Consider the following 24,560-nt stretch of genomic DNA (forward strand, 5'->3'; position numbering starts at 1 on the left):
CCGCCGCGCGCGGAGCCCGGCGCCGCCGCTCAGCAGGGGTCGCCCAGTATCTTCTTGCCGATGCCGGGCTGGCGCAGCTCGGCCCTCATGACGCGCGCGAAGACGCGCTGGTCCCTGGGGTAGGGGCTGGACTGGAGGAGCTCCAGGACCTCGAGGGCCTTGGGCTCTCCCTTCCGCTTGAGCCACAGCAGCCGGCCCGCGAAGTCCTCCGCGTTGAAGCGGTCCGGAGTCACCGGCCTGCTGGAGCCGTAGCGCATCGCATCGCGGCCGATGCTGGCCATGTCGTAGGGGAAGTTGCCGTGCGACCCGTAGCCCATGGGGCTGACGGAGCTGATGACGGGGCGCACCTGGCGGCCGCCGTAGTCGATGCTGAGCTTGAAGTCGTTGCGCGCCTCACGGCGGGCCATGATGCCCATGGGGCCGTCGTTCCGTCCCGGCGTGTCCAGCCGCGCGGGCCGGGGTGTGACGGCGCCGGAGCCCTTGGTGATGTTGCGGGGCTGGGCCACGGGGATGAGCATCCCTCCATCCGGAGGCGCCCGGTTCACGAGGCCCCGGAGCCGGTTGGGAGACAGCACCTGGGGCCCGTTGGCCATCGGATTCGAGATGCGGTACTTGCCGTCGGGCGTCATCCCGCGCACCACGATGTAGTGCGCGCTCCGCTCCCCCGTCTTCGCGTTGACCGACTCCACCTGGGCAATGAGCTTGTGGCCCTGACGCAGGTGCTGTTGCAACTGGGTATCTTTATAGGAGCCGGACAGCGCCGGGCCGGCCAGGGGGAGGTCGGCGCGCCCCAGCATCTTCGTCAGGTCCTGGGGTGACGTCCCCTTCCGGGACACCAGGCCTTCGGACAGCTCCTGGATGAGCCGGGCATCACTCAGCCCGGGATACCTGTTGGCCCCCCGGGCCAGCATCGCCACCACGGCGGGGCCGCAGAAGGAGGCGCCGTTGACGTAGCCCTCGTTGGCGCCGTCCGGGCGGAGCTGATTGATGTGGGGGATGTTCAGCCAGTCGCGGCCCTTCGCGCCCCCCTTGCTCGCGGCGGCGTTCTGCGTCGCGGACGGTTGGGTACGAGCACGGTCAACGCCCACGGGTCCGCTCCTCTTCGCATCACTCCACCCAGGTATTGTCTCAAGAAGGCGCACAAGGTTGCCTGTCGTCTGTACGAGTGCGCCCGGGCGTCCTGGCGTCGGGGGTTTCCCGTATCCGGGCGCTCAGGAAATTTGCACCCCCGGCGCCATCGACATCTTGAACCACAGGTGGAGCGTGGTGTGTCCGTTGGCGGGCAGCTCCACCTTCCACGTGACGAAGCCGTTCTCGTCGAGCACGGGCTCACCGGTGGTCTTCTTCGTGTCCAGCTCCACCTTCACATGTTCGATTTCCGCCACGGGGATGCGCTCGGTGACGGTGACGGTGCGCGTCTCGCCGGACAGGTTGGACAGGTAGAGGAGCCGGTGCAGGGTGTGCTCGGTCCACTTGCTCACCGAGTCCACCTCCTCGCGGTGCTTCTTGTCCTCGCGCTGGATGCGGATGGCGTCATCCGGGCCGAAGCTCAGCTCGAACTTCTCCTGGGGCGCCACGAACAGCGTCTGCGTCCACCCCACGAAGCCGTTGTCACGCAGCAACTCCACCGGGCCCGCCAGCACCGGGTTGGAGGAGGTGTTGCGCGCCACGGCCCGCAGGAACGCCTTGGCCTCCAGCTCCGGGAAGGCCACCAGCTCCGAGCGCGCCGCGTCCTCGAAGGTGAAGAGCGGCACCACGTTGGGCCGCCCGTCCGAGGGCACGGTGTTCTTCCCGGGCGCCTTCAGGTTGCGCGTCTCGCCGCCGTCGTCCACGCCCGGCAGGTCCACGGTGGTCGGCGCGCCGCCCTTCGCGGGGGCGCTGCCCAGGCCGGCCTTCTGCACCGCCACCTGGCGCGCCTGCACCAGCACCTGCTCGTTCTTCTTCTTCACGGAGAGCAGGTCGTCGCCCAGCAGCGGCGGCTCGATTCCCAGCGACGAGCGCGCCGTGGAGAACTGGAGGTCCACGTCCTTCCAGTCCTCGCCCGTGTCCTGCCACACCGCGGCCGACGAGGTGACGCGCACCTGCCCGCCCTCCACCAGCCGGGCCGTGTGCAGCGGCCGCCACATGGCATTGGGCACCACGTAGTCGATGCGGACCTCCACCTCGCCGTCGGCGCTGGCCAGCAGGTCCGCCTCCAGCCAGGACACCACCTGGTGGTCCACGCGGTCCATGGCCTGCCGCTGGCGAGCGACGGCGGTCAGCTCGTCCGACAGCCGCTCCATCTTGAAGCTGGCCTGGAGCGTCTCCTCGCGCAGCTGGCGGGCCCTGCGGAACATCGCGTCGAAGGTGTCCTGCCACTGGGTCGCGGTGCCCATGCCCCAGCCGGCGTCCTCGGGGATTTCGCCCGCGCCCAGCTCCAGCATGTTGCCCACGCGCTCGAAGCGAAGCCGGTTGCGCACCTGGTCCTCCAGCGTCTGCCCGTACTCGCGCTGGAGGGCTCGCAGCCGCTCCTCCAGGAGTCGGGCCGCCTCCGGCTTGTCCGCGGTGCGGATGCGCAGGGCCCGGCGGATGCGGGCGTCCGCCACCCGCGCGGGGCCGGAGAGCACCTCGGCGCGCAGGGACACGTCCTGCAGCACGGGCGCGATGCCCGGGAGCACGATTCGGTTCTGCCCGGCGCGCACGCGCACGGTGCCCTGGCGCGACACCTGGGCCCGGTCCTCCAGCAGCGTCACGCCGCGCACCGGCGCGTCCAGCCGCATGGCCTCGCTGGGCAGCGGGGGCTCCTGACGCTCCACACCCTGGGTCTGAATCTCCGTGCTCATGTCAGGCCTCGCGGCGGTTGCCGCCCTCGAGCTCGTTGTTGGCATACAGCTTCACCACGTACTGCGCGGAGAGCTGCTGGGTGTGGTTGGCCGGCACGGTGAGGCGCCAGCGCCGCCCACCCTCCAGCGCCTTGGCGCCGCGCTCCTGCTGCGTGTAGGGCTCCCACGCCGGGGTGACGGTGCCCTCTTCCACCACCACCTCCGCGTCGGGCGCGGGCTGGGGAATGCGCTCGCGGACCTCGCAGACGATGTCCCGGTCCAGGTTGTTGGCCAGGTCGATGGTGAGGTCGTGCCACAGCTCCGTCGTCGCCACGATTTTGGAGCCGCTGCGCTGCTCGCGGTAGCGGGTGTTGCGCGCGCAGCGGATGGCCTGCTCCACGCCCAGGCCCAGCTTGAAGTTGCCGCGCGGGGCCACCGTGGGCAGGGTGGTGGACAGCACGTACTCGCCGCCCACGTACACCTCGGCGGGTCCGGCCAGCATCGGGGCGGGCAGCGGGTTCTGCACCTCGGCCTGCCGGTAGACGTTCGAGTCCTCCCTTGGCACGGCCACGTAGAGGACGCTGGCGTCACCGGTGCGAGCGCCCAGCGCCACGGAGTGGAAGACGCCGTCCGAGGGGACATCCACGGTGGCCTCGGCCGTGTAGCTGAAGTCGAAGCGACTGGAAGCGTTCCTCACGTCGGCGGTGCCGCCGGGCAGCGGCGTGGAGGCCATGCCCTGGGCGCGTGCCTCCGCTCCGGCCACCGCCGCCATGACGTCGAACGTCACCTCCACCTGGAAGCGCGCCAGCGTCTCCAGATAGAAGCGGCGCGCGTCCATGGGCTGGAGCCGGTTGCGGTGCGCACCGTCCGACGCGGGGGCGAGCCGCAGGTGCGTGAAGACCACCGCCTCCAGGCCGGCCTGCGTGGGCCCGGCGCCATGGCCGAAGGCGGGCCCGCCCCGGTCCATCTTCTTGGACATCTCCCTGCTGCGGCGCGCGGGCGCTCCGGCGGAGGCGGGCATGATGGACTTGCTGGGCGCGGGAGGAGGAGGGGCCATGGGAGCGGCGGCCACCGCCATGGGCTCCTCGAACATCTCCGCATCCCGTTCCTCCGCGTAGACCCTCATCGACGGGGCAGCCATCTCCTCCTCGACCTCGTCGTCGCCGCCGGCCTCGCTCAAGAGGACGTCCACGTCCGACGGGACGGGAGGCTCCAGGCTCTCGAGGTCCACGGGCTCGTGGAGGGAGGGGAGGGGGAAGGGTGAAGGTGAAGGCAGCACGCGCAGCAGCGCCTGCTGGTCCCGGTCGAAGTCGGAGAAGAGCGAGGCGGCGCCCTGCGGCGGCGGCCGGAAGCCCGCGCGCGCGGGGGGCGGGGGCTGCGCGCGGCCGATGCGGATGGAGGACAGCTCCGGCAGCTCCGTCCAGCTCAGCGGGGCGGCGGTGGAGAGCACCAGCTTCACTCCGCTCCAGTCCTCGCCGGAGTGCTGGCCGATGAGGGCGCGCATCACCAGCTCCACCTGCCGGCAGTCCCGCGACAGGCGGCACTGGTAGCTGGGCGCCCAGCGCGCGCCGGGGACGAAGTACTCCACGGAGAGGCTCGCGCGGGAGAGCGCGGCGCCCTGGTGGCGCAGTTGCACGTGCACGGACTTGTAGAGGTCCTGGACCGTCACCTGCCGCGCGGTGGAGGCCTGGGCCAGCCGCTGCTCGAGGACGGCCACCTCCTCGCGCAGCGTGCGCAGTTGCTCGCCCAGGGCGCGCATCTCCGCGAGCCGGGCCTGCGCGCCGTCATGGGTGAACTGCTCCAGCGCCATGCGCGCGCCCAGGGGTGAGGACGGTGGGGGCTTGCCCTCCTCGGGCTTCGGGCGCGGGGGCACGGTGATGCCGCCGAAGACGTTCATCTCCCACTGGCGCTGGCGGATGTGGCTCTCCACCGTCCTGACCTGTTGGCGCAGCGTGCGCAGCGCGGCCTGGTCCACCGTCTCCAGGGGGGCCTCGCGGGGCGGCAGCCACAGGCCCACGCGCACGTTCGTGGCCGTGAGGTCCGAGCCGCCGCCACCGGTGGCCAGCACCCGCACGCGCACCGTGGGGTCGAACAGGGCCAGCGGCAGCCGGGGGATTTCGAGCTCCCCGGGCGCGCGGCCCTCGGGGCAGTCCAGCGTCAGCAGCCGCGTCACCCGCGCGCCCTGCTGGTAGAGCGTCACGGTGTCGATTCGGGATTCCACGACGGGCATCGGTGCTCCCGGTCAAAGGTGGGGCCGAGGGCTTGCCGCCCGTCAGCACGCGCCCACTTTCGTCCGGAACGGTCCGCGGCCACAAGGAGATGCGCGGCGCTCCGGCTGCCCCGGAGCCCGGCCCGGCATTCCCAACATCCACTCGAGGGTGGTGAATGCGATGAGTTGCATCCGGCTTGGAGCACACACGCCTGCACGGGGAGCGGCGCGAGCGCATGCCGTGCAGGTCATGGAACAGGTGCACCGCTCTGGTAGTGTCTCGCTCACGATTGGGAAGGGTCACATCGCATCGGGAGGGGAAATGAGACGGGTCCAGGCGCTCTTGCTCGCGAGCTGCTTCGCGATGGGGAGCGAAGCGCACGCCTTCACCGCGGGGGATGGAACGGTCCACGCTTGCAGAACCCCTACCGGGATGCCTGTGATGGACTTCAACAGCACCGACCCGCAGTTCCTGGCATCCGGCTTCGCTGGCTACGCCACCTTCAGGCCGAGCCCCACCGGGCCGATTCCGGTCATCCACATCAACTTCGCAATGCTTTCGGCGATGCCGGTGCCAGCACAGAAGTTCCTGTTCTGGCACGAGTGCGGACACCACCAGAATCCCTTGGACCCATCACCGGCCAAAGAGGTGAACGCGAACTGCTGGGCCATGGGCTTCATCCGGCAGAACCGCATCCTGACAGCGGCAGACGAGCAGGTGCTCGCGCAGTTCCTCTCGACGCTCCCCCCGATACCGCCGCTCTACCCGGCAGGTGTAGTCCAATGGCAGCTCATGAATACGGGCGCCTGTGGAACTCCGCCCTCACCCACTGGCAACGTGGTTCAGGCGGCCGGTACCTCCGGGATGCCAGGCACCTCGGTCGCACCAGCCTCCACGACGAGCGCCCCGTCAGATGCGCGCTGGCGCTACTGCCGACGCAAGCCGCCCACGGGCGTATGGGGCAAGGCGCCTGGCTCCTTCCTCGACGAGGCTGCCTGCGACAAGGAGCGGAACGAAAAAGAGGAGGCCGGGTACGACGTGACGGACTGTGTGGACGTGGAAAATGACACGTTGACCTGTCCCTCGAACGGTTGAGGAAGCAGGTTGCGGGGTGGCGTGCTCCAGCAACCGTCCATCGCGCGTAAGCTGGAGCCCATGGAACAGGTGCACCGCGAGAGCGCCGGGCTGATGCGCTCGTTGCTCTCCAACGGGCAGGCGACGTCAGCGACCTTCCGGACGGCACTGATGAACGTGCCCGCTGCCGAGCGCGATGAATGGGTAGATGCCGTCTTCGGGCTCGACGCGCTTCCTGACGACGGTCCCGAGCTTCCACGGGATTGCGTCCCCTACATGCCGTGTCCGGTCGATGCGGTGCTTCGGATGGTGGAGCTCGCGGAGGTGCGGGCCAGCGACGTGTTCGTCGACGTCGGCTCGGGGCTCGGAAGGGTGGCTGCGCTGACGCATCTCCTGAGCGGGGCGGCGTCGATTGGCATCGAGATTCAGCCGGACCTCGTCCGAGCCTCACGCCAGCTCGCGGAGCGTTTGAACGTCGCGCCGCGTTTCTCCGTGGTCGAGGGCGACGCGGCGAGACTCGCCGGAAGCCTCACCCGTGGGACGGTCTTCTTCCTGTACTGCCCATTCAGCGGTGAGCGCCTGGAGCGGGTCCTCGACGGTCTCGAGTCCATCGCGCGGACGCGGCAGATTCGCGTCTGCTGTGTCGACCTGCCGCTCCCCGCGCGCCCGTGGCTGACGCTGATAGCTCCGCCCTCCGGAGATCTCGCCGTCTACCGAAGCCACGAGCTCACGTAGGATTTGATTGTTTCCTCGATAAGGACTCCCTCGTGACCTCACGACCCCATGCTGTCGTGTGCCTCGTCCTGTGCCTGCTCGCGCTGACGCCGGTACCGGCCTCCGCGGCCACCTATACGCTCTTCGCGCCGTCGGACACGCCCCTGGGCAACTCCAGTGAGACCTCGCCCATCGAGCTCGGCATGCGCTTCGAGGTGGACACGCCGGGCTGGGTTTCTGGCGTGCGCTTCTACAAGGCGGTGGCGAACACCGGCACGCATACCGGCACGCTCTGGACGGACAACGGCACCGTGCTCGCCACCGGGGAGTTCACCGGCGAGACGGACTCCGGCTGGCAGCAGATGACTTTCGGGCAGGCCATCCAGGTCATGCCCGGTCAGGTCTACGTGGTCTCGTACCACACCACGACCGGCCACTACTCCTACGCGTACGGTGCCTTCGCCAGCGGCATCACGAGCGGGCCGCTCCATGCGCTCGCGAACACGCCGACGAGCCCGAATGGCGTCTTCGTGTACAGCAACGGCGGCACCTTCCCGACGGACACCTGGAACGGTGGCAACTACTACGTCGACGTCGTCTACTCCGACGAGCCGCCCACGCCGGACCCCGACCTCGCGCCGAGCGTCTACCCCGACACCACGGTGCCAACGGTGCCGAGCAGCGGCGACGGCGCCGCCGTCGAGGTCGGCGCGAAGTTCCGCGCCAGCCAGGACGGCTGGGTCTACGGCGTGCGCTTCTACAAGGGCGCGGGCAACACCGGTCCGCACGTCGGCAACCTCTGGGCCGCTGCCAGCCACACGCTGCTCGCCAGCGCCCCGTTCGTCGGTGAGACGGCGCTGGGCTGGCAGACCCAGCGCTTCGACCCGCCGGTGCGTATCACCGCGAACACGACGTATGTGATTTCGTACCACGCGCCCAACGGCCACTACGCCTGGGACCTCAACGGCCTCATCAGCGACATCTGCCGCGGCCTGCTGTGCCAGCCCGGCGACACCGTGGCGGAGCCGAACGGCGTCCACGCGTACTCGGCCACCTCCACGTTCCCCGACATGACCTGGGGTGCCACGAACTACTACGTGGACGTGCTCTACACGAACTCGGTGAACCCGCCCGCGCCGCCGCCGCTGCCGCCGGCCCCGCCGCCAGCGGGCAGCCACGAGTACACGCTGTACCCGAAGGGCGCGGCGCCGCGCCGCCCGCTCGAGGGCAACAACGAGTCGGTCGAGCTCGGCGTCCGCTTCCGCTCGGACGTGCCTGGCTACGTGCGCGGCATCCGCTTCTTCAAGGGCGGCGCGGCGAACTCCGGCACGCACTTCGGCCGCCTCTACAAGGGGGCCACCGGCGAGCGTCTGGCCAACGCCGAATTCGTGAGCGAGTCCCTCGTTGGCTGGCAGGAGGTCCGCTTCGCCTGGCCGGTGCACATCGACGCCAACACGGAGTACGTCGCCTCCTACTTCGCGCCGAACGGTGGCTGGTCCGCCACCTGGGAGGCGTTCACGGACCAGGGCGTGGACAGTCGCCCACTGCACGCTCCCAGGAGCGGCAACGGCGTCTTCCACTACGGTCCCCTCGGCGGCTTCCCGGACCAGTCGTTCCGCAACACCGACTACGGCGTCGACGTGGTGTTCTCGCCGGAGCAGCAGGCCACGAAGGCCTTCAGCAGCGCGTTCCAGCCGGACGGCTTCTCGAGCGAGGGCATCGGAGTCGAGCTGGGCCTGAAGTTCACCGTCGACCGGCCGGCCACGGCGCTGGCGGTGCGCTTCCTCAAGGCCGTGGGCAACACCGGCACCCACGTTGGCAACGTGTGGAACCTGGGCACCGGTCAGAATCTCGGCAGCGTGACCTTCACCAGCGAGACGAGCGCGGGCTGGCAGGAGGCGAAGTTCGCCACGCCCGTCCCGCTCGAGCCCGGCGTGACGTACGTGGTCTCCTACTACGCGCCGAACGGGCACTACGCGTACAGCCGTGGCTGGTGGGAGTCGCACAGCGTCAGCGCCGGTGCACTGCGGGTTGCGCAGGGGACGGGCACCAACCAGACGTCCATCTTCCACTACGGCCCCGAGAGCCACATCCCGACCGAGAGCTTCGCGAACTCCGACTACGCGGTGGATGTCGTCGTCCGGGCGAGCTACCCCGTGCCGTCGCCGGCACCGTCGCCGGCCCGCGACAACAAGGCGGGCACCGGGCCCGTGCTCGTCGCGATGGACCCGGACAACCACTTCACGGAGTACCTCCCGGAACTGCTCAAGGCCGAGGGCATCAACTCGTTCGTGAAGTGGGATGCCGGCAACCTCGGCGCCGCCGCCGACCTCGCGGGCTTCACCACGGTGATTCTCGGTGAGGGCAACCTGGGCAGTGCGCAGCTCGCGGCGCTGACGGAGTGGGTGAACGCGGGTGGCACGCTCATCGCCATGCGGCCGAAGCCCGAGCTCGATGCGCTGCTGGGCATCAGCCGCACCGGTGCCACCCTGGCCGAGGGCTACATCGACGTCCACACCGGCCAGGCACCCGGCGCCGGCATCGTCGACGAGACGATGCAGTACCACGGCGTCGCGGACGTGCTCGTGCCGCTCGCCGGCACGGACACGGTGGCGGGCCTCTACCAGGATGCGAGCACGGCCGTGGCCGGCAACGCCGCCGCCGTGACGCTGCGCAGTGTCGGGGCCGGCAGGGCCGCGGCCTTCGCCTACGACCTGGCTCGCTCCGTGGTGTACACGCGCCAGGGCAACCCGGCATGGGCGAAGTCGGACCGGGACCGCTCCTACCTGAATCCGGGTCTCGTGGGCTCGACCGGCCGCGCGGACGACATGTTCATCGGCGACTCGTTCTACGACGACGAGGCGGACTGGGTGGACCTCGACAAGCTCGAGATTCCGCAGGCCGACGAGCAGCAGCGGCTGCTGGTGAACCTCATGAACCTGGCCAGCCAGCCCCTGCCGCGACTCTGGTACCTGCCGAACGCGCGAGAGGCCGCGTTCGTCTACACCGGCGACGGCCACCCGGGGAACAACACCCTGGGCCGGCTCCAGGAGCTGGAGGCGGCGAGCCCCGTGGGCTGCTCGGTCGCGGATTGGGAGTGCTACCGCATGACCATCTACGGCTACGCGCCGAGCATCTCCTCCACCGGCAACCTGCCGCTCACGGACGCGGAGGCCAGGGCGTGGGAGGACAAGGGCTTCGAGCTGGCCATGCACCTCAGTACGAATTGCGGCGACTACGACACCAAGGCCTGGCTCGACGCGCTCTACGACGCGCAGCTCGACAGCTTCAACGGCGTCACCGACGCGCTGAAGGGCTGGCCGAGCGTCCGCGACCCGCGGACGGTTCGCACGCACTGCATCGCGTGGAGCGACTGGACGACCCAGGCCGACGTGGAGCTCGAGCATGGCATCCGGCTCGACACCAACTACTACGCCTATCCCGGCAACTGGCTCCAGGACCGGCCGGGCCTGTTCACGGGCAGCGGCTTCGCCATGCGCTTCGCGCACGAGGATGGCACGCCGGTCGACGTCTACCAGGCGGCGACGCAGTTCACCGATGAGTCGGGACAGACGTATCCGCTCCACGTGGAGCGCGTGCTGGACAACGCCCTGCAGAAGGGCTTCTACGGCACGTTCGTGGCCAACCTGCACGTCGACAACGGCTCGTTCGAGGCGACGGCCAGCCTCGCGGCGCTACAGGCGCGTCCCCAGGTCGCGGTCATCTCCGCCGCGCAGTTGCTGGACTGGAACGACGCGCGCGAGCACACGCGCGTGACGGCGAGCAGCTGGAACGGCACCGCGCTGGCCTTCGACCTCGGCACGCCGGCGCACGGCCTCTCGCTGATGCTGCCGGCCACTCGCGGGACGAAGAGCCTGACGACGGTGACGCGTGACGGCGCGTCCGTGACGGTGGGCGCCCCGAAGACCATCAAGGGCGTGGCCTACGTGTTCGTGAACGCGGCTGCCGCCGGTCACTACGTGGCCACGTACGACTGACCCGCCGGCCACGGCAGGCGAGGCACATGTCCGAGGTCGGGGGGCAGCCTCAGGCCCTCGCCGCCACCAGGCGGGCCTCGTGACGGCCTTCCCCGGTCCAGGCCTCGGTGTACGAGACGCACGTCAGCCCCTGGACCAGCCGGGGCAGCTCCCCGTCCTCCAGCAGGAAGCGGGCGGAGGGGTGTGCGTGCCGCTGGAGGTTGCTGCGGGTGGGCTGTGCGAAGACGAGCAGCCCTCCCGGGGCGAGCACCTGCGGGAAGCGGGCGAACAGCGGCCGCCAGAGGAAGTTCAGGCAGAGCACGACGTCGAAGGGGCCGGGCGGGAGCGGCTCCACCTCCACGTCCAAAGACTGCGTCCGCAGGCCCACTCCCGCCGCTCGTGCGTCCTCGGAGGCGCGCTCGAGCGCCACCTCCGAGATGTCCAGCAGGGTGACGTCCAGGCCACGCCTCGCGAGCCACAGGGCCTCCCGTCCGGTGCCTCCCGCCACGTCGAGCGCACGGCCCGTGACGGGAAGCAGGTCCGCGAGCGAGCGCAGGAAGGCGGAGGGCTCCCGGGCTTCCTGCGGCTCGCGGTAGCGCGTGTTCCACCGCCGCCGGTCTTCCTCGGACATGGTTGTTCCTGGGTGGGTAGGGAGTACGGAGCCCCCGCCTACCATGTCCGAGGAGAGGAAGAACGCTCAGGGCTTGCCGAGGTTCGTCCAGGTGTTGGTGGCGGGCTCGTAGCGCTCGATGGTGTCGTCGGGGTTCGTCGCGAAGAGGAACCCGTTCGAGCCGAAGATTCGCGTCGCCGCACCGTGGATGGAGTTCCACTGCGTGCCCGCGTACTTCATGACCCACGAACCATCCGGCCGCAGCCCGTAGACGTTGCCGCCGGTCGCGACGTAGCTCCTGCCCGTCCCGCCGATGGTGGTCCACGTCGAGCCACCGTCGTAACGCTGGATGGCGTCCTTGACGTTGGTGAGCCGGTACATGCTCGTGCCACCGCCGATGAGCTCGCTGGCGCCGCCTCCGACGATGGACCAGCTGGTGCCCGAGCCGCTCCATCGCGCGACGTAGTCGTCCTGCCAGAGACCGATGCCGAACACCTCGGTGGTGGTCGCGGCGAAGCGGGAGCCGGGCCCGCCGATGGTCGTCCACACGCCGGTGGTGGCGTTGTACCGGACGATGTTGCCGCTGGTCGGGTCGGTGCCGCAGAGGGCGCCGGCGCAGGCGAAAATCTGACCGGCCGGGCCGCCGATGGTGACCCACCCGGTGCCCACGAACTTCACCGGCGCGCCGCGGCCCGGAATCTGTCCGTAGAGCGTGTTGCCCACCGCGACGAAGGACTGGCCCGGGTTGCCGACCAGCGTCCAGCCGCTGGCGTCGCGCCGGTAGAGGTTGCCCGTCGAGCGCTGGCGGGCGAACACCGTGCCGCTGGAGGTGCTGAGCACGTTGGTGGGCGCTTCATAGAGGGACTGCGCACCCTCCACGTCCCACTGCGAGATGAAGTTCAGCGTGCGGGAAGGGTCGAGCCATCCACCCTCGGACGGGTAGTGCATCGCGCCGCGGCCGTCGTAGCAGGTGAGGGGACGGTAGCTGCCGGTGGTCACCATGCCGCAGCCCGAGGCGGTGTCGTGCTCGTGCACGAAGCCCAGCGCATGGCCGAACTCGTGGGTCAGTACGGCAATGAACTCCGCATCGGTCCATTCGTGGGTGGGGCCGAGCTCCAGGTACCGGGTGGGCCGGGAGTAGGTGGGGAAGCCCATGCCGGCCGAGAGGCCCGTGAAGGCGAAGTTGCGCTCGACGTTGTATTTGACGCGGGTGTTGCTGCGGTTGCAGGTGCTCGAGTCCTCCGCCACGACGTGCACGAAGCGCACGTTGGCGGCGGCCTCCCAGCCCGAGGCGGCGCGCTGCATGAAGTCGACCACGCGGTTGTATTCGGTGCCGAAGTCGCTCGGCCGGATGCAGTAGGTGATGTTCCCGCGGTCGGTCCGGTTCCATGCCGCGTCGGCTCCCCCCACGCGGAAGACGGAGAGCGCGTTGGGGTTCTCGGTGAAGTCCTGCCAGTACTGGCGCACCGCCGCCAGGTCGGGCATGCGCATGTCGCCTTCGACGAGGAATTGTCCGTCCTCGGTGGGGGCGACGTGCTTCGCGCGCCAGGCCTCGAAGGCGGCCGTGGTGCGCTCGGAGGTGGAGCCGAGGGGGTCCTGGTCCTGGCCGGGCTCGGTCATTTCCGGTCCGCAGCCGCCCAGCAGCATGGCCAGTGCCGCCGCGCCAAGCGCCGCCGTACGACTCCTGGGGTGTCGTGTGTCAGTCCTGATCTTCATGTGAGCATTCCCCCGCGCTTCGAGGCCGTGCCTCGGCGCCGTGTTCTCGATGTGCCCCTGCGAATCGAGAACGAAGGGGGCGCGCGATATTCCCGCCACCGTGGCGTGCCCGCGACCGGCCTCACCCCGTGCGGCGCCGCCGCGAGGACTTGCGCCTCGGCAGGCTGTCCAGGATGTCGCGTCGATCCAGGCGGACCTCGAGGCGATGCGCGAGCCACTGTCCCAGATGGTCGATGAGCTCCGGGTGCAACCAGCCTTTCTCCAGCATCACGGGGCCCTTGGACGTGTGCATCCACAAGGAGAACGACTCCTCAGAGTCTTCGGACTCGTTCCGCCGCACCTCGAGCGACTTCGCGCGGTGGCTCACACGCTCGGGGCGTCCAATCCGGTACCGCACCCTGTCGAGGACTCCCGGCCGGACCTGCCACTCCCACCGCGACTGGAAGGAAGGCCACGCCTTCAGGCCCACCCAGCCCGCGAGCCCCGACAGGGCCAGCGCCAGCAGCGGTCCCTCCACACTGGCTCCGTCGATGTCCTGTCGCCACATCACGACGGCCGCTGACACCCCGAGCAGGAGCGCCACGCCGCCCAGAACCCAGGCGCGATTGCCCGGGTCGTCCCGGCGGCGGCGAAGCGCCACCCCTCCTCCGGGAACCGGTACCGCTTCGCGGTCCTTCGGGATGCAATCCGAGAGCACCGCGGGCGTGCTGCCCAGCTCGGAGCGTCCACGCAGTTGCTTCCGCAGCTCCTCGAGCTCCGACACCGTTCCCAGCGTCGCCAGCACGACGGTCCTCCCGGTGTGCAGCAGCGCCATGACGTCCCCCACTCTTTCGGGAAACGCCGCCACGTCGGAGTACGGCAGGGAGTGCACCTTGCTCCAGGGGGGCAGCCACCGTCGCCACGTCACGCCTTTCGAGTCCATCGCGAGCTGGTCCTCGCCCAGGACCGAGCGCAGCAGGAACCACGCGAAGCGGAAGCCCACCCACAGCCAGCCCGTCAGCCCGGCGGCCAGCAGCAGTCCACCGAGCACCAGCCCCACGGCCGGGACATTCGTCATCGAATGCCGGCTCCCCATGGGCACGGGGTCCACGAGCACCTGGAGCACTGCGACGAGCACATCCATCATGACCTTCGCGCCCGCGACGCCGATGGCGCACCAGATGAGCAGAAGGACACCATGGCCCAGCCGTCTCTGGTTGGAGGCCCGCAGCCGCGTCTGCCAATCAGGCTTCCCCCTTGCGCCAGCCATGTCCTGCTCCCTCCCGCTCGTGCTCGGCGTCCCGCTGACTCGAAAGGCTCGTCACCATTCAGGCGCGCGGGCCCCGGACGGAAAGTACGTCACCGGATTGTCACCCGGAAAGGAGCTCCTGGCCGGTCCTGGCCGTTGGCCACACCGGGCTCCGCAAGTGGCTTTGACGCGGGGGGCGCTGAGTCACCACCGAAGGTCTCGGTCCGGGGCTCTACCGCGTGGGTCGAGAATCCACAGACCCCAGCCCCCTCGGGGCGCCGCGCTGCCGGAATGAACGTTCCTTCCGCGGCTGCCGTCCTACTGGGGGGCTCCACCCAGCGGGAGCCGGAGGATGAGCGGCGGTGTCAGGACCGCGCCATCCCGGAGCCGACCGTCGTCGTCGTAGTTCTCCCACTGGCTGTTGGCGACATAGCGCAGCTCATCGCCGACCACCGCGCCAACGGTGGGCTGGTCCGCATCCGGGAGGTGCCGGTCGAGCAGCTCCACGGCCCGGATTCGCAGCGGGTCCTCGTCGAGCCGCATGCGGATGACCCGGGCGGGCTGGAGCCCGTTCTGGATTCCGATGAGCGTGTCTCCGTGGCGCGCGAGCCCGTCGATTCCGAGCACCGTGGCGCCTCCGGCGGGCGGCGTGACCTCCGAGACCTTTCGGCTCGCCCTGTCCACGGCCAGGATGCCGTGGGAGTAATCGGCCACGTAGAGCCTGCGGCCGTCCGCGCTCTCCGCAATCCCTTGCGGCGACCGGAACAGCGGGTCGCTCGCGAAGACCTCCAGCGTGTCGCCAGTCATTGGCACCCGGTAGAGCACGGGCTGCTGGCTGTCGGAGACGAACACCTCTCCATTCGAGGTGACCTGGATGTCCCCTGGCGCATGCGGCCCCGTTCCGGCGGGGAAGCCGAGGCGCCGCTGGAGCCGGCCTGACGGGAGGTCGAAGGCGTGAACCCAGGCGGAATTCTCATCCGCCTTGTCGAAGCCCCGCATCTGGGGAATGGCGGCCGACGTCACCCACAGCGTGCGGCCGTCGCGCGACACGGCCACGGCGAGAGCCGCCAGCACACCATCCTGGCCCGGGGGCACGACCTGCGTGGCCTGCCCGTCGCGCCCGACGCGCACCACCTTGCGGTGTCTCACGCTGGCCACGTAGCACGCCTCTCCCCGTGCATCGCAGGCGATGCCCTCGGGGAAGAAGTCCGCCTCGTCGAGCCGGAACGCCACGCTGCTGCGTGCGAGCGGCTCCAGGTTCCGGGCCAGCCGCTCGGCGGCGGCGCGGACGGGGGCGGAGTCGAGGACCCTGGCGAAGCTGTCGTCACGCGCGAGGTCCACACCGAGCCCGAGGTCGGCGCTCGCGTCGAGCCAGCGCGCGGTGGCGGCCGCGTCGCCAAGGCGGGCCGACAGCGGGGCGAGCCCATAGGCATAGGCAGCCTGGGTCGGCCACGCGGCCTGCGCCTCCGCCGCGAGCGCGCGGGCCTTCTCCAGGTGGCCGTCGCGCTGGGCGGCGGCTGCTTCCCTCCAGCGTGTCCGCGCCAGGTCGGCGCGCGTCCGGGCCGAGGGAAGCGCACCCGCCTCGGTGGCGGAGGCGCCAGGGGCCACGACACGCGGCACGTCTCCGTCAGCAGGGGCGTCGGCCGTGGGGGCCTGGGCCCCACTCGGGCCGCCTCGGCATCCAACGAGCAGGAGGAGTACGAGGCCCGTGAGTGGAAGGCGGCGGAAGGACGCGTGAGGGCAGGGAGCCTGGCGCATGGCGGTGCCAACGATGAAGGGACGCGGCATGCACGGCAAGCGCGTCTCCCTGTGGGGGACTCGCAATCCCGACGGTGCTCGGGCGTAATGGTTCCTCCACCCCAGGGAGAACGATGAGCCGCTACTCGCTCGAGCAGTTCGTGCAGGAGACCGCGCAGAAGGACCAGAACCAGGGCGTCTTCGAGCTGGAGAGCAAGTACATGCTCGAGGTCAACCTGCGCGGGCGGGTGTGGACCAAGACGGGGTCCATGGTGGCCTACCAGGGCGGCGTGAAGTTCCGGCGCGAGGGCGCCTTCGAGCACGGCTTCTGGCGCTGGTTCAAGCGCTCCTTCACCGGCGAGGGGACGAACCTCACCAAGGCCGAAGGCGTGGGGCGCGTGTACCTGGCCGACTCAGGCAAGACCATCTCCATCCTTGGGCTGCAGGGCGAGGCGGTGAGCGTCAACGGCAACGACCTGCTCGCCTTCGAGGACACCATCCAGTGGGACATCCGGATGATGCGCCGTGTGGGAGCGATGATGGCCGGTGGCCTCTTCAACGTGCGCCTGGAAGGGACGGGGATGGTGGCCGTCACCAGCCATGGCCAGCCGCTCACCCTGCGTGTCAAGCCGGGCAAGCCCGTGGTGACGGACCCCAACGCCACGGTGGCCTGGTCCGGCAACCTGGAGCCCGAGCTGAAGACAGACATCAACCTCAGGACGCTGGTGGGCCGGGGAAGCGGCGAGGCGTTCCAGCTGCACTTCGAGGGTGACGGCTTCGTCGTGGTGCAGCCCTACGAGGAGCAGGGCCCCCAGGTCCAACGACGCTGAAGCTCCGCGGTGGCGAGCGGCTCACCGCAGGAAGAAGCTGGCTCCCATCTTGAGCCAGCGCAGCCAGACGACGGCGAAGAGGAAGACGGCGGGCCAGCCCGTCTCTCCGAGCGTGATGAGGTACAGGCTGTGCCCCGGTGGGGCCTGCGCCGCGTCCACATTCGCGCCCGCCGGGATGGGGCCCTTTGGCGGCGCCTCGTCGGTGCCCGAGTAGGGGATGTAGCCCATCCCAATCTCCCGGCCGTACCGGTTCGACACCCAGTTGTTCAGCCCGACGCCGAAGAAGTGGTCCTCCTGCATCAGCCGGGCAGGGTGCACGTATGCGCCGCGTCCTTCGTGCTCCTCGCCCCAGAACTCCCTGGACAATCCACCGAGTCAAGCAGGGGCGGAGCCGGGGCAGGAGGAGGAGAGCCCCGCCTTTGCCGCGAAGGCGGTGTCGCTACTCCGGTTCCGGCTCCCCGGGCTCTGGCTCCTCGGGCTCTGGCTCCAGCCGCACCGTCAGGGGGCCCGACGTGGCGTCCACCTCCACGCGCTGGTGCTGGTAGCCCGGGGCCTCGATGCTGAGGACATTCGACTCGGGGTCTACCTGGGCCACCTGGAAGCTTCCATCCGCGGCTGAGTTGTTTCCCGAGTAGACGGTGACGCCCACTCCCGTCGGGCTCGGGAGCCGGTTCACGATCGCGATGTTGGCACCCTTCACCGGCGCGGACGTCCGGGCGTCCACCACCCGGCCGCGCACGGCGATGCCAGGGCCCAGCCGCACCACGCCCAGGTCCACGTCCTGTCCATCGGCGCGCGGCTCCACGAGCCGCATGTGGGAGGCCATGCCGCTGGCGTGGAACGAGAGCCACTGGGGGCTGGGCTTCTCGAATGGCACGGAGAACGCGCCGTCCGGGCCCTCCACGACGAGGCTCGCGACCTGGACACGGGGAAGAGGCTGGCCGTCGGGGCCCACCACCCGGCCGACGATGAAGGACTGTCGCGCCATCACCAGGCGGGCCTCCGCCGTGCCCGCTCCGACGCGGAGCATGCCCTTCTCTCCCTCCGTTCCACCCGTCGAGCGCGCGGGAGCGAAGGTGTAGCCCGGCTTCACGGCGCTGACGTCGTACTCGGCCTCTGTCAGGTACCTCAGGAGGAAGCGCCCGTCCGGGCCTGTTTCGATGCCAATGGGAGGCCCATGCAGCGCGTCGGTGTCTCCCCTCCACCTGCCGGGCGGAGCCCCTTCCTGAGGCGGCCGGGCCCGGACGAAGACGCCTGCCAGCGGCTGGCCCGCGCCGTCCACCACGAGGCCGGACAGGTCGCGTTCCGGCTCCAACCGCAGCTCCACTCTCACCTCAACGCCTTCGATCGCCTCCACGGGGCACCACGCCCTGCGCTCGATACCGTCCGTCTGCTGCGAGGCCAGCACCCTGTAGCGGCCGGGCCACAGGCCCTGGAATTGGAAGCCGCCCCGCGGGTCGATGGCCGCGGAGGAGAAGGACTCCTGTTCATTCGTCTCGGCCCAGCCCACCAGCTTCACGCGGCCGTGCCCCAGCGGCAGGCCCCGGGCATCCACCACCGTCCCCGTCAGCGAGGCGCCCGGGTGCAGCGTGAGGTGGACGCCCTCGGAGGGCGCGCGGACGGGAAAGAACTCGGTGCGGACGCGGTCATCCGAGGCCTTGATGTAGAGGTCCCCGGGCGCCTCCGCGTCCAGGATGAAGCGGCCTTCCTCGTCCGTCAGGGCGGAGTCCTCTGTCCAGAACCTTCTCCGTTCCCCGGCGGGTTGGAGGTCCAGGGCGATGCCGGCCAGCGGCCGCCCCTCGGCGTCGGTGACGTGTCCCGTGACGGAGGGGGCGCGGCGGAGGGTGAAGTCCACCGGCCTCATGCCCGGAGCGAGCGTGTGCGTGTGCTCCTTCACGTCCGGGAGGTCCAGGTCGATGTGCCGGGGGGCTGTCACCACGAAGCCCCAAGGGCCCGGCTCCACCGGACCCAGGCTGTAGCGCCCCGCCGCATCCGTGACGGTCTCCAGCTCCGTGTTCATGTGCTCCAGCTCGATGAGCACCACCCGGGCGCCGGACACGGGGCTTCGCGCGTCGTCCCACACGGTGCCCTCGACCTGGAGGGCGCTGCCCAACTCCAGCAGGACCTCGGCGGGTGAAGCACCTGGCTCCACACGAGCCACCGCGGATTGCTGGCTGCTCGACGCGCTGAGCGTGTGCGGAAGGCCCGCGGGCACCACGAAGGTGAAGTGGCCCCGGGCATCCGTGAGCGTCTTCCGCGCGCCGCCACGGGGGACGTCCGCTCCCGGGCCCACGCGCACCTCGATGTCCGCCACCGGGGCACCGCCGGCCACCACGCGGCCCGTGAGCTGGCGGGGACGGTGGAGTGTCACCGTCTCGTCCCTGCCGAGGCTCGGAAGCCAGCCCTCCTTGGAGACGAAGAAGCGGTGCGGGCGGTACGGCAGGGGGCCCACGCGGAAGTCGCCGTCCGGGCCGGTGGTGGTGTCGAAGAAGCGCGAGTGGTCCAGGTCCAGCACCGTCACCGCCGCTCCGGCCAGGGGGACACCTTCGCCCCGCACGGTGCCCTTCACGAGGCGGCCCTGCTCCAGCACCAACTCCACGCCCTCGGAGCCGGCGGGGATGCCGGAGCGTACCGCCGCGCCCTGCTCGCCGAGCGCCCAGAGCGACAGCGGACCTTCGGGCAGCGCTTCGAGGACGAAGCTGCCATCCGCGGCGGTGGTGGCCTCCGCGTAGACGGGCGCCTCACCCTCGCGCGCGGCGAGCAGCTCGAGGGCCTGCTGCATGGCGAGGGGGATGCCTTCCCCCAGACAGACGTCGAGCGTCACGGGCGCGGAGCCCGGGTACCTGCGGGCCAGCCGGGCCTCTTCAGGGCAGGGCAGCTCGGACAGCGTCTGCCCGGGCTCCGGCTCCGACGCGGAGACGCGCACCCCCGCCACGGGTCTTCCCAGCGTGTCCACGACAATGCCCTGGATGCGCGGGCCCGTCTGGGGACGCGCCGGCGAGGAGGCGGCGGGCACGCGCGGCGCGGCCGCGCGCTCCGTGGAGGGGGCCTCCCGCCGTGGGGCACCGACTCCCGGAGTCCCGCATCGCTGCAGGCACCACATGCTCAGCAGCGCGAGCGCTCCGAGGACGACGAGGGCGGACATCCATCGACGCGCGTGCATGCCCGACTCCCTTCGTGCCGGTGCCACCACGACAGGCTACTCCGAAGCGGTGGCGAAGGACCGCCACACCGGAGACAGCACTCGGGACAGCGTGCCCTCGGCGGGGATGTCCAGCACCTCCAGGTGGAAGCGCTCGGAGCCTTCAGGGTGGAAGAAGAAGACGGTGGCCGGGCCCGGGGGCACGTGCGGGAAGGTGGCCTCGCCCTTCGGCTGCTCCATGGAGAAGGAGCGGTAGAAGTACGTGTCATGGGAGCGGCTGGCCGGAGGCCGCTCACCGCAGGAGCAGCGTACGGATCCGCTGGGCCACGCGCTGGGCGGACGGCGGGTCCTGGTTCGCCATCACCGCGACGGTGTAGCCCTTGCCCAGGTAGATATCGAGCTGGCTGTTGATGCCCGGGAAGCCGCCTCCATGGCCAATGATGCGGGCCCCCTGGAGCTGCTCCTCGAAGAAGCCGTAGGCATAGCGGGTGTCCTTGTCCTCGGGACGAGGCTGCACCTTGCCCGTGGTCACCCACTGTGTGGCCTTGGCGCCGAGCAGCTTGTTCGCCTGGAGCGCCTGGGAAAAGCGCCACAGGTCCTCGACCGTCGAGTACCCGCCTCCGGCCGGGCCTCCCTTCACCACGTGGAGGTAGAGGTTGGTCCAGTCCCGCTTGGGACTCTCCTTCCCATCCGGGCCCTGGCGCGTGTAGCCCACGGCGAGGTTCGGCGGATCCCGGTCAAGCTCGTAGCAGTCCGAGTTCGTCATGCCGGCGGGCTTGTAGATGTGCTCGCGCACATAGTCGAAGTAGCTCTGTCCAGAGACCTTCTCGATGAGCGTCCCCAGCAGGAGGAAGCCGGAGTTGCTGTAGCTCCAGCGCGCCCCTGGCTCGAACGCGGGGGGCTCATCCACGAACAACGGGAGGAAGTCTCTGGGTTCGCGCAGGCGGCTCTTGTCCGCCGCGTCGTACTTGTCATTGAAGAAGCTGCCGAGACCGGAGGTGTGGGTGAGGAGCTGATGGACGGTCACCTTCTCGGCGACAGCCTTGTTCGGGTAGTCCGGCAGCACCTTCCCCACCGTGTCCTGGAACGAGAGCTTCCCGGCCTCGACCAGCTGCGCGATGGCGATGGCGGTGAACATCTTGTTCATCGAGCCGAGGTTGAACTTCGTGTCCAGCCGGTTGGGCACCTGAAAGCCTCGGCTCGCCAGGCCGAACGCCCCTTGATAGATGAGCGTGTCCCCCCGTGCGATCAGCACCGTCCCGGAGAAGGCCTCCGCCGCGGCCAGCTTCTCGACGTAGGCCTGCGTGGCCCTGGCCACCTCCTCGTCGCTCAGCGGACGGCCGCTGTCGCCCGCGACGGGCTGGAGCTTCACGGCGGTGATGCCGTGCGGCGCCTTCGCCTCGACATCGACCTGCAGCCGCACCGATTCACCGGCCAGCTTGTCCTTCGCCACCAGGATGACAGTGCGCTCGCGCGACGACTCCACCTTCTGGAGGGTCAGCCCTTCCGTTTTCATCCACAGCTCCCCGTATGTGCCAAGGTGCTGCTCGGCGGGGTGCTGGGTCAGGGCTGCCTTCGCGTAGTGCTCCTGGATGAAGGCGAGCATCTTGCGGCCGTCGCCCTCGTTGAACACCTGGAGCAGCGCCGCGGCCTGCCGTCCCGCGGGCGTGTCCGGCAGTCCGGCTGGCTCCTGCGCGCGTGGAGCGTCCGACGCCCGCGCTGGGGCCGCCACGAGCACGGCGAGGGCTGCCACCATCACCACCACGGGACGCAGCAATGATTGCTTCAGAAGTCGCATCGGTCGGTCCTGTCGGAAGACGGGTTCCAGCCTTGGAGAGCCGGTCCGCGCGGAGATGATGCGCGAGGCACGGCTTCTCCTGTGCAGCATGACAGCACCATGACGAAGAAATGGGGCACCCATGGCACTGGTTCGTCAGGACCGGGCGGCGGCCTTGCAGAAGGAGCGCGGCGGTTCCCTGCATGCTTGAGATGTGTGGCTATCCGCCGTCCGCGCGCTGGGTGGGACCTGAAGTGGCGCGGGGCGGGGGCACGAAGGTGGGCACGTAGCACGCGCCCCGGTACACATAGGCGTCGTCGTCACAGTCCTTCATGTCTGTGATTGGCTGCTTCCTCCAGCAGGCGCCATTGATGGCAACCTGCATCTTGCCAGGACAGCGGCCCTTGGCATCCGGGCGGCGTTGCCCTGGGAGGGGCTTGAGTGGCAGGTCCTCGGAAATGGCGGGCCACACGGAGGGCGCTTCCTCGGGAACCTCCGGGGCCGTCAGGGCGGAGTCTCCCACCGCCACGGTGCCTGCATCCTTCGAGGCGTCTTCCTCCTCGAGCTGCCCTGTTGCGGGCGCCCTGACGGACAGGGCGCTCAGCAGTCCCACGGCGCACAGTGCCAGTGCGCCTCCCAATCTCGCGGCGGTGAACCCGGACCGCCTCGCCGCGCGAGGCGGTGGCCGCACGGTGACACGCTGGAGAGGAGGGAAGAGTCCCGCGGGCCGGGGCTCGTCTCCCGTGAAGAGGGGCGCATCCGCCTCGGGCCCCGCCTTCCGTGCGGCCTGCTCCAGCGCTTCCGCCACCTCGCGCGCACTCCCCCGCGCCGCGGGGTCGGGCGAGAGCATCCGAGACACCCGGGCGCTCAGCTCCTCGGAGCAGCGGACATTGAAAGCTCGCGGGAGCCAGGCGCTCCGCGCTTCCGTGCGCCAGAGCCAGGCGTCTTCGTCATCGGGGTGTGTCGAAGGAGGGTAGTCATGGAGCGGTGCGCCCTCGACCAGCTCCATGACCAGCCAGGCGTAGGACGCTCCTCCGGGGGCCTGCCACTGGCCGTGGTCGAGCAAGCGGGGGACGGCGGGGTGGTGGAGACGGGAGAGCAGCTCGGCTTCCCGCGCGAAGCGCGCATCACCGGGGGACAGGGCCAGCTTGAGGGCCACGAAGCCCGCCGCTTCCTCGGGCCCCACGGCGCGATAGACGACTCCGTAGGCCCCCCGGCCATGCGGCTCCACCACACGCCACGGTCCGATATGCGTCCCGGAGGGCAGACTTGCCGGATTCAGGTGGCCCAGCTCCATGAAGTGCCTCGTGAAGAGGTACGCGGTCTGCTCCGCGTACCTCAGTGAGTCTCGCGGCTCTCTCGCCTCCGCCTTCCTCGACAATGCCTGAGGTGCACCGCCGCCGCATGCGCTCGCTTCGCGGTGCGCGAGCCAGCGGCACGCCGTGCTACGACAATCTTGCCCCGATCACGGCTTGGGCTCGGGCTCATGCACACGCACATGCGTCCCGCCCGAGAGCACGCGCGAGGGAGCGATTCCGAAGAAGTGCCGGAACGCCTTGCTCAGGTGCGCTGAGTCGACGAACCCGGCCTCGTGAGCGGCCAGCGTGAGATTCCCGCCCGTGGCGAACCGCCGACTGGCCTCGCGCAGGCGCTGCCACGTCCGCAACTGGCGCGGCGTGACGCCGAGCTCGGCCTGGAAGAGGTGCTGCAGACGTGAAGGCGACACGCCCGTGCGTGCGGCGAGCGTGTCGAGCCGCCAGAGGGCCTCCGGCTGACGGGAGATGAACGCCGCCACCTCCTCCACCCGGGCGTCGCTCGCATACCGCCCCGGGGGAGGCCCGACCTGCCGTGCCACCCACGCCTCGAGCTCCGCGTCCGGAAGCTCGCCCTCGAAGATGGCCCTGAGCTCCTCGCGCCGCCGCCGGGGCGGCCCGAGCACGTGCATGCTCTCGAAGGCGGGCAGCTCGGCATGCTCGCAGAGCTGTCGGTGGTCGACCTGGCCCGGGGTCAGGTGGAGGACGCCCATCAGCGTCTCGCCGCAGTCCAGCTCGTGGAGGCACCCGGGCGCGACGACGAGGTGGTCGACGGAGTGCCACCTCGCGGAGGGCTGCCCGAGACGGAACCCGAACTGGCCGTCGATGCCCACGAGCAATGCCGCGCCCGTGTGCGCATGCATGGCCACGCGGCCCAGCCGTGCAATGGACAGCACCCGGTCCTGCCAGAGGTCGATGCGCGCCCGGAACATCCGCCCAGCGTAGCCGGTTCGTACAAGCCCCGGGGGGCGCGGGGGTTCCACAGTCGCGCCATGAATCTCGCCCAGAGCATCTCCGTCTTCGCGGCCGGCGGCTTCCTGCTGGCCGGCCTGTTGTTCGGCGTCTGGAAGTACGCCCAGATTGCCAGCAGCCCCAAGGCCCAGGCGTCCACCTACGTCGACATCGCCCACCGGGCCGCGCTGCTGTATTCGTTCGCGTGTCTGGTCGTCGAGCGCTTCGTCGTCCTCAGCACGCTGGATGCCACCGTCGAGCTGGTAGCGGTCCTCTCGGTGGTGGGTTTCTTCGCATTCGGGCTCTCGTCCTACGTCGTCCACGGCATCTTGCGGGACACGGACAACCAGTTCGCGCGTCCCCACAAGCTCGGGCGAGCTGAGCTTCACCCCGCGGTGATGGTCGGCTCCATGGTCGCGCTCGTCGCCGGCGAGCTCGGGGGCTTCGCGGTGTTGTTCTGGGGCGCCATCTCTTCGTGAG

Annotated in this window: 18 protein-coding genes; 5 read left to right on the plus strand and 13 right to left on the minus strand. The window is 70.2% G+C overall.

All coding sequences use genetic code 11. From position 1 onward, the window contains the following. Positions 1 to 29: 29 nt before the first annotated feature. The 3 genes from OV427_RS27755 to OV427_RS27765 all read right to left on the minus strand — a co-directional run bounded on the left by OV427_RS27755 (position 30) and on the right by OV427_RS27765 (position 5,031). Positions 30 to 1,088: a papain-like cysteine protease family protein gene (locus tag OV427_RS27755; protein WP_267859199.1), complete on the minus strand. Its 1,059-nt coding sequence runs from the start codon at positions 1,086 to 1,088 to the stop codon at positions 30 to 32. 123 nt (positions 1,089 to 1,211) lie between these two features. Continuing rightward, a complete protein-coding gene (locus OV427_RS27760) occupies positions 1,212 to 2,822 on the minus strand; it encodes a mucoidy inhibitor MuiA family protein (RefSeq protein ID WP_267859200.1) in 1,611 nt (536 codons plus the stop codon). A gap of 1 nt (position 2,823) precedes the next feature. Next, positions 2,824 to 5,031: a mucoidy inhibitor MuiA family protein gene (locus tag OV427_RS27765; RefSeq protein ID WP_267859201.1), complete on the minus strand. Its 2,208-nt coding sequence runs from the start codon at positions 5,029 to 5,031 to the stop codon at positions 2,824 to 2,826. 421 nt (positions 5,032 to 5,452) lie between these two features. Here OV427_RS27765 and OV427_RS27770 point away from each other — a divergent pair, with 421 nt between their 5' ends. From OV427_RS27770 to OV427_RS27780, 3 genes are read left to right on the plus strand one after another with little or no spacing between them, the layout of a single operon-like run. Then, positions 5,453 to 6,106 carry a hypothetical protein gene (locus OV427_RS27770; protein WP_267859202.1) on the plus strand — a complete coding sequence of 218 codons (654 nt, stop codon included), beginning with the start codon at positions 5,453 to 5,455 and terminating at the stop codon, positions 6,104 to 6,106. Between the two features lie 60 nt (positions 6,107 to 6,166). Next, positions 6,167 to 6,820 (plus strand): hypothetical protein, encoded by a 654-nt coding sequence (locus tag OV427_RS27775; protein ID WP_267859203.1) that lies wholly within the window; start codon positions 6,167 to 6,169, stop codon positions 6,818 to 6,820. A gap of 32 nt (positions 6,821 to 6,852) precedes the next feature. Next, complete coding sequence (locus tag OV427_RS27780) at positions 6,853 to 10,797, plus strand: DUF4082 domain-containing protein (RefSeq protein WP_267859204.1); 3,945 nt, start codon at positions 6,853 to 6,855, stop codon at positions 10,795 to 10,797. 49 nt (positions 10,798 to 10,846) lie between these two features. Here the strand turns inward: OV427_RS27780 and OV427_RS27785 are convergent, their stop codons facing one another. From OV427_RS27785 to OV427_RS27800, 4 genes are all read right to left on the minus strand, one after another. Then, complete coding sequence (locus OV427_RS27785) at positions 10,847 to 11,407, minus strand: class I SAM-dependent methyltransferase (RefSeq protein ID WP_267859205.1); 561 nt, start codon at positions 11,405 to 11,407, stop codon at positions 10,847 to 10,849. A 66-nt stretch (positions 11,408 to 11,473) separates the two neighbouring features. Next, positions 11,474 to 13,102 carry a M57 family metalloprotease gene (locus OV427_RS27790; RefSeq protein ID WP_267859206.1) on the minus strand — a complete coding sequence of 543 codons (1,629 nt, stop codon included), beginning with the start codon at positions 13,100 to 13,102 and terminating at the stop codon, positions 11,474 to 11,476. 121 nt (positions 13,103 to 13,223) lie between these two features. Then, positions 13,224 to 14,351, minus strand: coding sequence for a hypothetical protein (locus tag OV427_RS27795; protein ID WP_267859207.1), 1,128 nt, complete (start codon positions 14,349 to 14,351; stop codon positions 13,224 to 13,226). Between the two features lie 297 nt (positions 14,352 to 14,648). Then, a complete protein-coding gene (locus OV427_RS27800) occupies positions 14,649 to 15,938 on the minus strand; it encodes an SMP-30/gluconolactonase/LRE family protein (protein ID WP_267859208.1) in 1,290 nt (429 codons plus the stop codon). Between the two features lie 263 nt (positions 15,939 to 16,201). Between OV427_RS27800 and OV427_RS27805 the strand changes: the two genes are divergently transcribed. Further along, positions 16,202 to 16,897: an AIM24 family protein gene (locus tag OV427_RS27805; protein WP_267859209.1), complete on the plus strand. Its 696-nt coding sequence runs from the start codon at positions 16,202 to 16,204 to the stop codon at positions 16,895 to 16,897. A gap of 21 nt (positions 16,898 to 16,918) precedes the next feature. Here the strand turns inward: OV427_RS27805 and OV427_RS27810 are convergent, their stop codons facing one another. The 6 genes from OV427_RS27810 to OV427_RS27835 form a co-directional block, all read right to left on the minus strand. Next, positions 16,919 to 17,263: a hypothetical protein gene (locus OV427_RS27810; protein ID WP_267859210.1), complete on the minus strand. Its 345-nt coding sequence runs from the start codon at positions 17,261 to 17,263 to the stop codon at positions 16,919 to 16,921. 73 nt (positions 17,264 to 17,336) lie between these two features. After that, positions 17,337 to 20,060 (minus strand): carboxypeptidase-like regulatory domain-containing protein, encoded by a 2,724-nt coding sequence (locus OV427_RS27815; protein WP_267859211.1) that lies wholly within the window; start codon positions 20,058 to 20,060, stop codon positions 17,337 to 17,339. A gap of 36 nt (positions 20,061 to 20,096) precedes the next feature. Continuing rightward, positions 20,097 to 20,279 carry a hypothetical protein gene (locus tag OV427_RS27820; RefSeq protein ID WP_267859212.1) on the minus strand — a complete coding sequence of 61 codons (183 nt, stop codon included), beginning with the start codon at positions 20,277 to 20,279 and terminating at the stop codon, positions 20,097 to 20,099. Positions 20,280 to 20,331: 52 nt separating this feature from the next. Continuing rightward, on the minus strand, positions 20,332 to 21,837 hold the full coding sequence (locus OV427_RS27825) for a serine hydrolase domain-containing protein (protein WP_267859213.1): 1,506 nt from the start codon (positions 21,835 to 21,837) through the stop codon (positions 20,332 to 20,334). A gap of 199 nt (positions 21,838 to 22,036) precedes the next feature. Then, a complete protein-coding gene (locus OV427_RS27830; protein ID WP_267859214.1) occupies positions 22,037 to 23,113 on the minus strand; it encodes a hypothetical protein in 1,077 nt (358 codons plus the stop codon). A gap of 168 nt (positions 23,114 to 23,281) precedes the next feature. After that, positions 23,282 to 24,061: an AraC family transcriptional regulator gene (locus OV427_RS27835; RefSeq protein WP_267859215.1), complete on the minus strand. Its 780-nt coding sequence runs from the start codon at positions 24,059 to 24,061 to the stop codon at positions 23,282 to 23,284. 60 nt (positions 24,062 to 24,121) lie between these two features. Between OV427_RS27835 and OV427_RS27840 the strand changes: the two genes are divergently transcribed. Continuing rightward, positions 24,122 to 24,559, plus strand: coding sequence for a hypothetical protein (locus OV427_RS27840; protein WP_267859216.1), 438 nt, complete (start codon positions 24,122 to 24,124; stop codon positions 24,557 to 24,559). Position 24,560: the final 1 nt, after the last annotated feature.

The sequence above is a fragment of the Pyxidicoccus sp. MSG2 genome, assembly GCF_026626705.1.
In the GTDB taxonomy this organism is placed as follows: domain Bacteria; phylum Myxococcota; class Myxococcia; order Myxococcales; family Myxococcaceae; genus Myxococcus.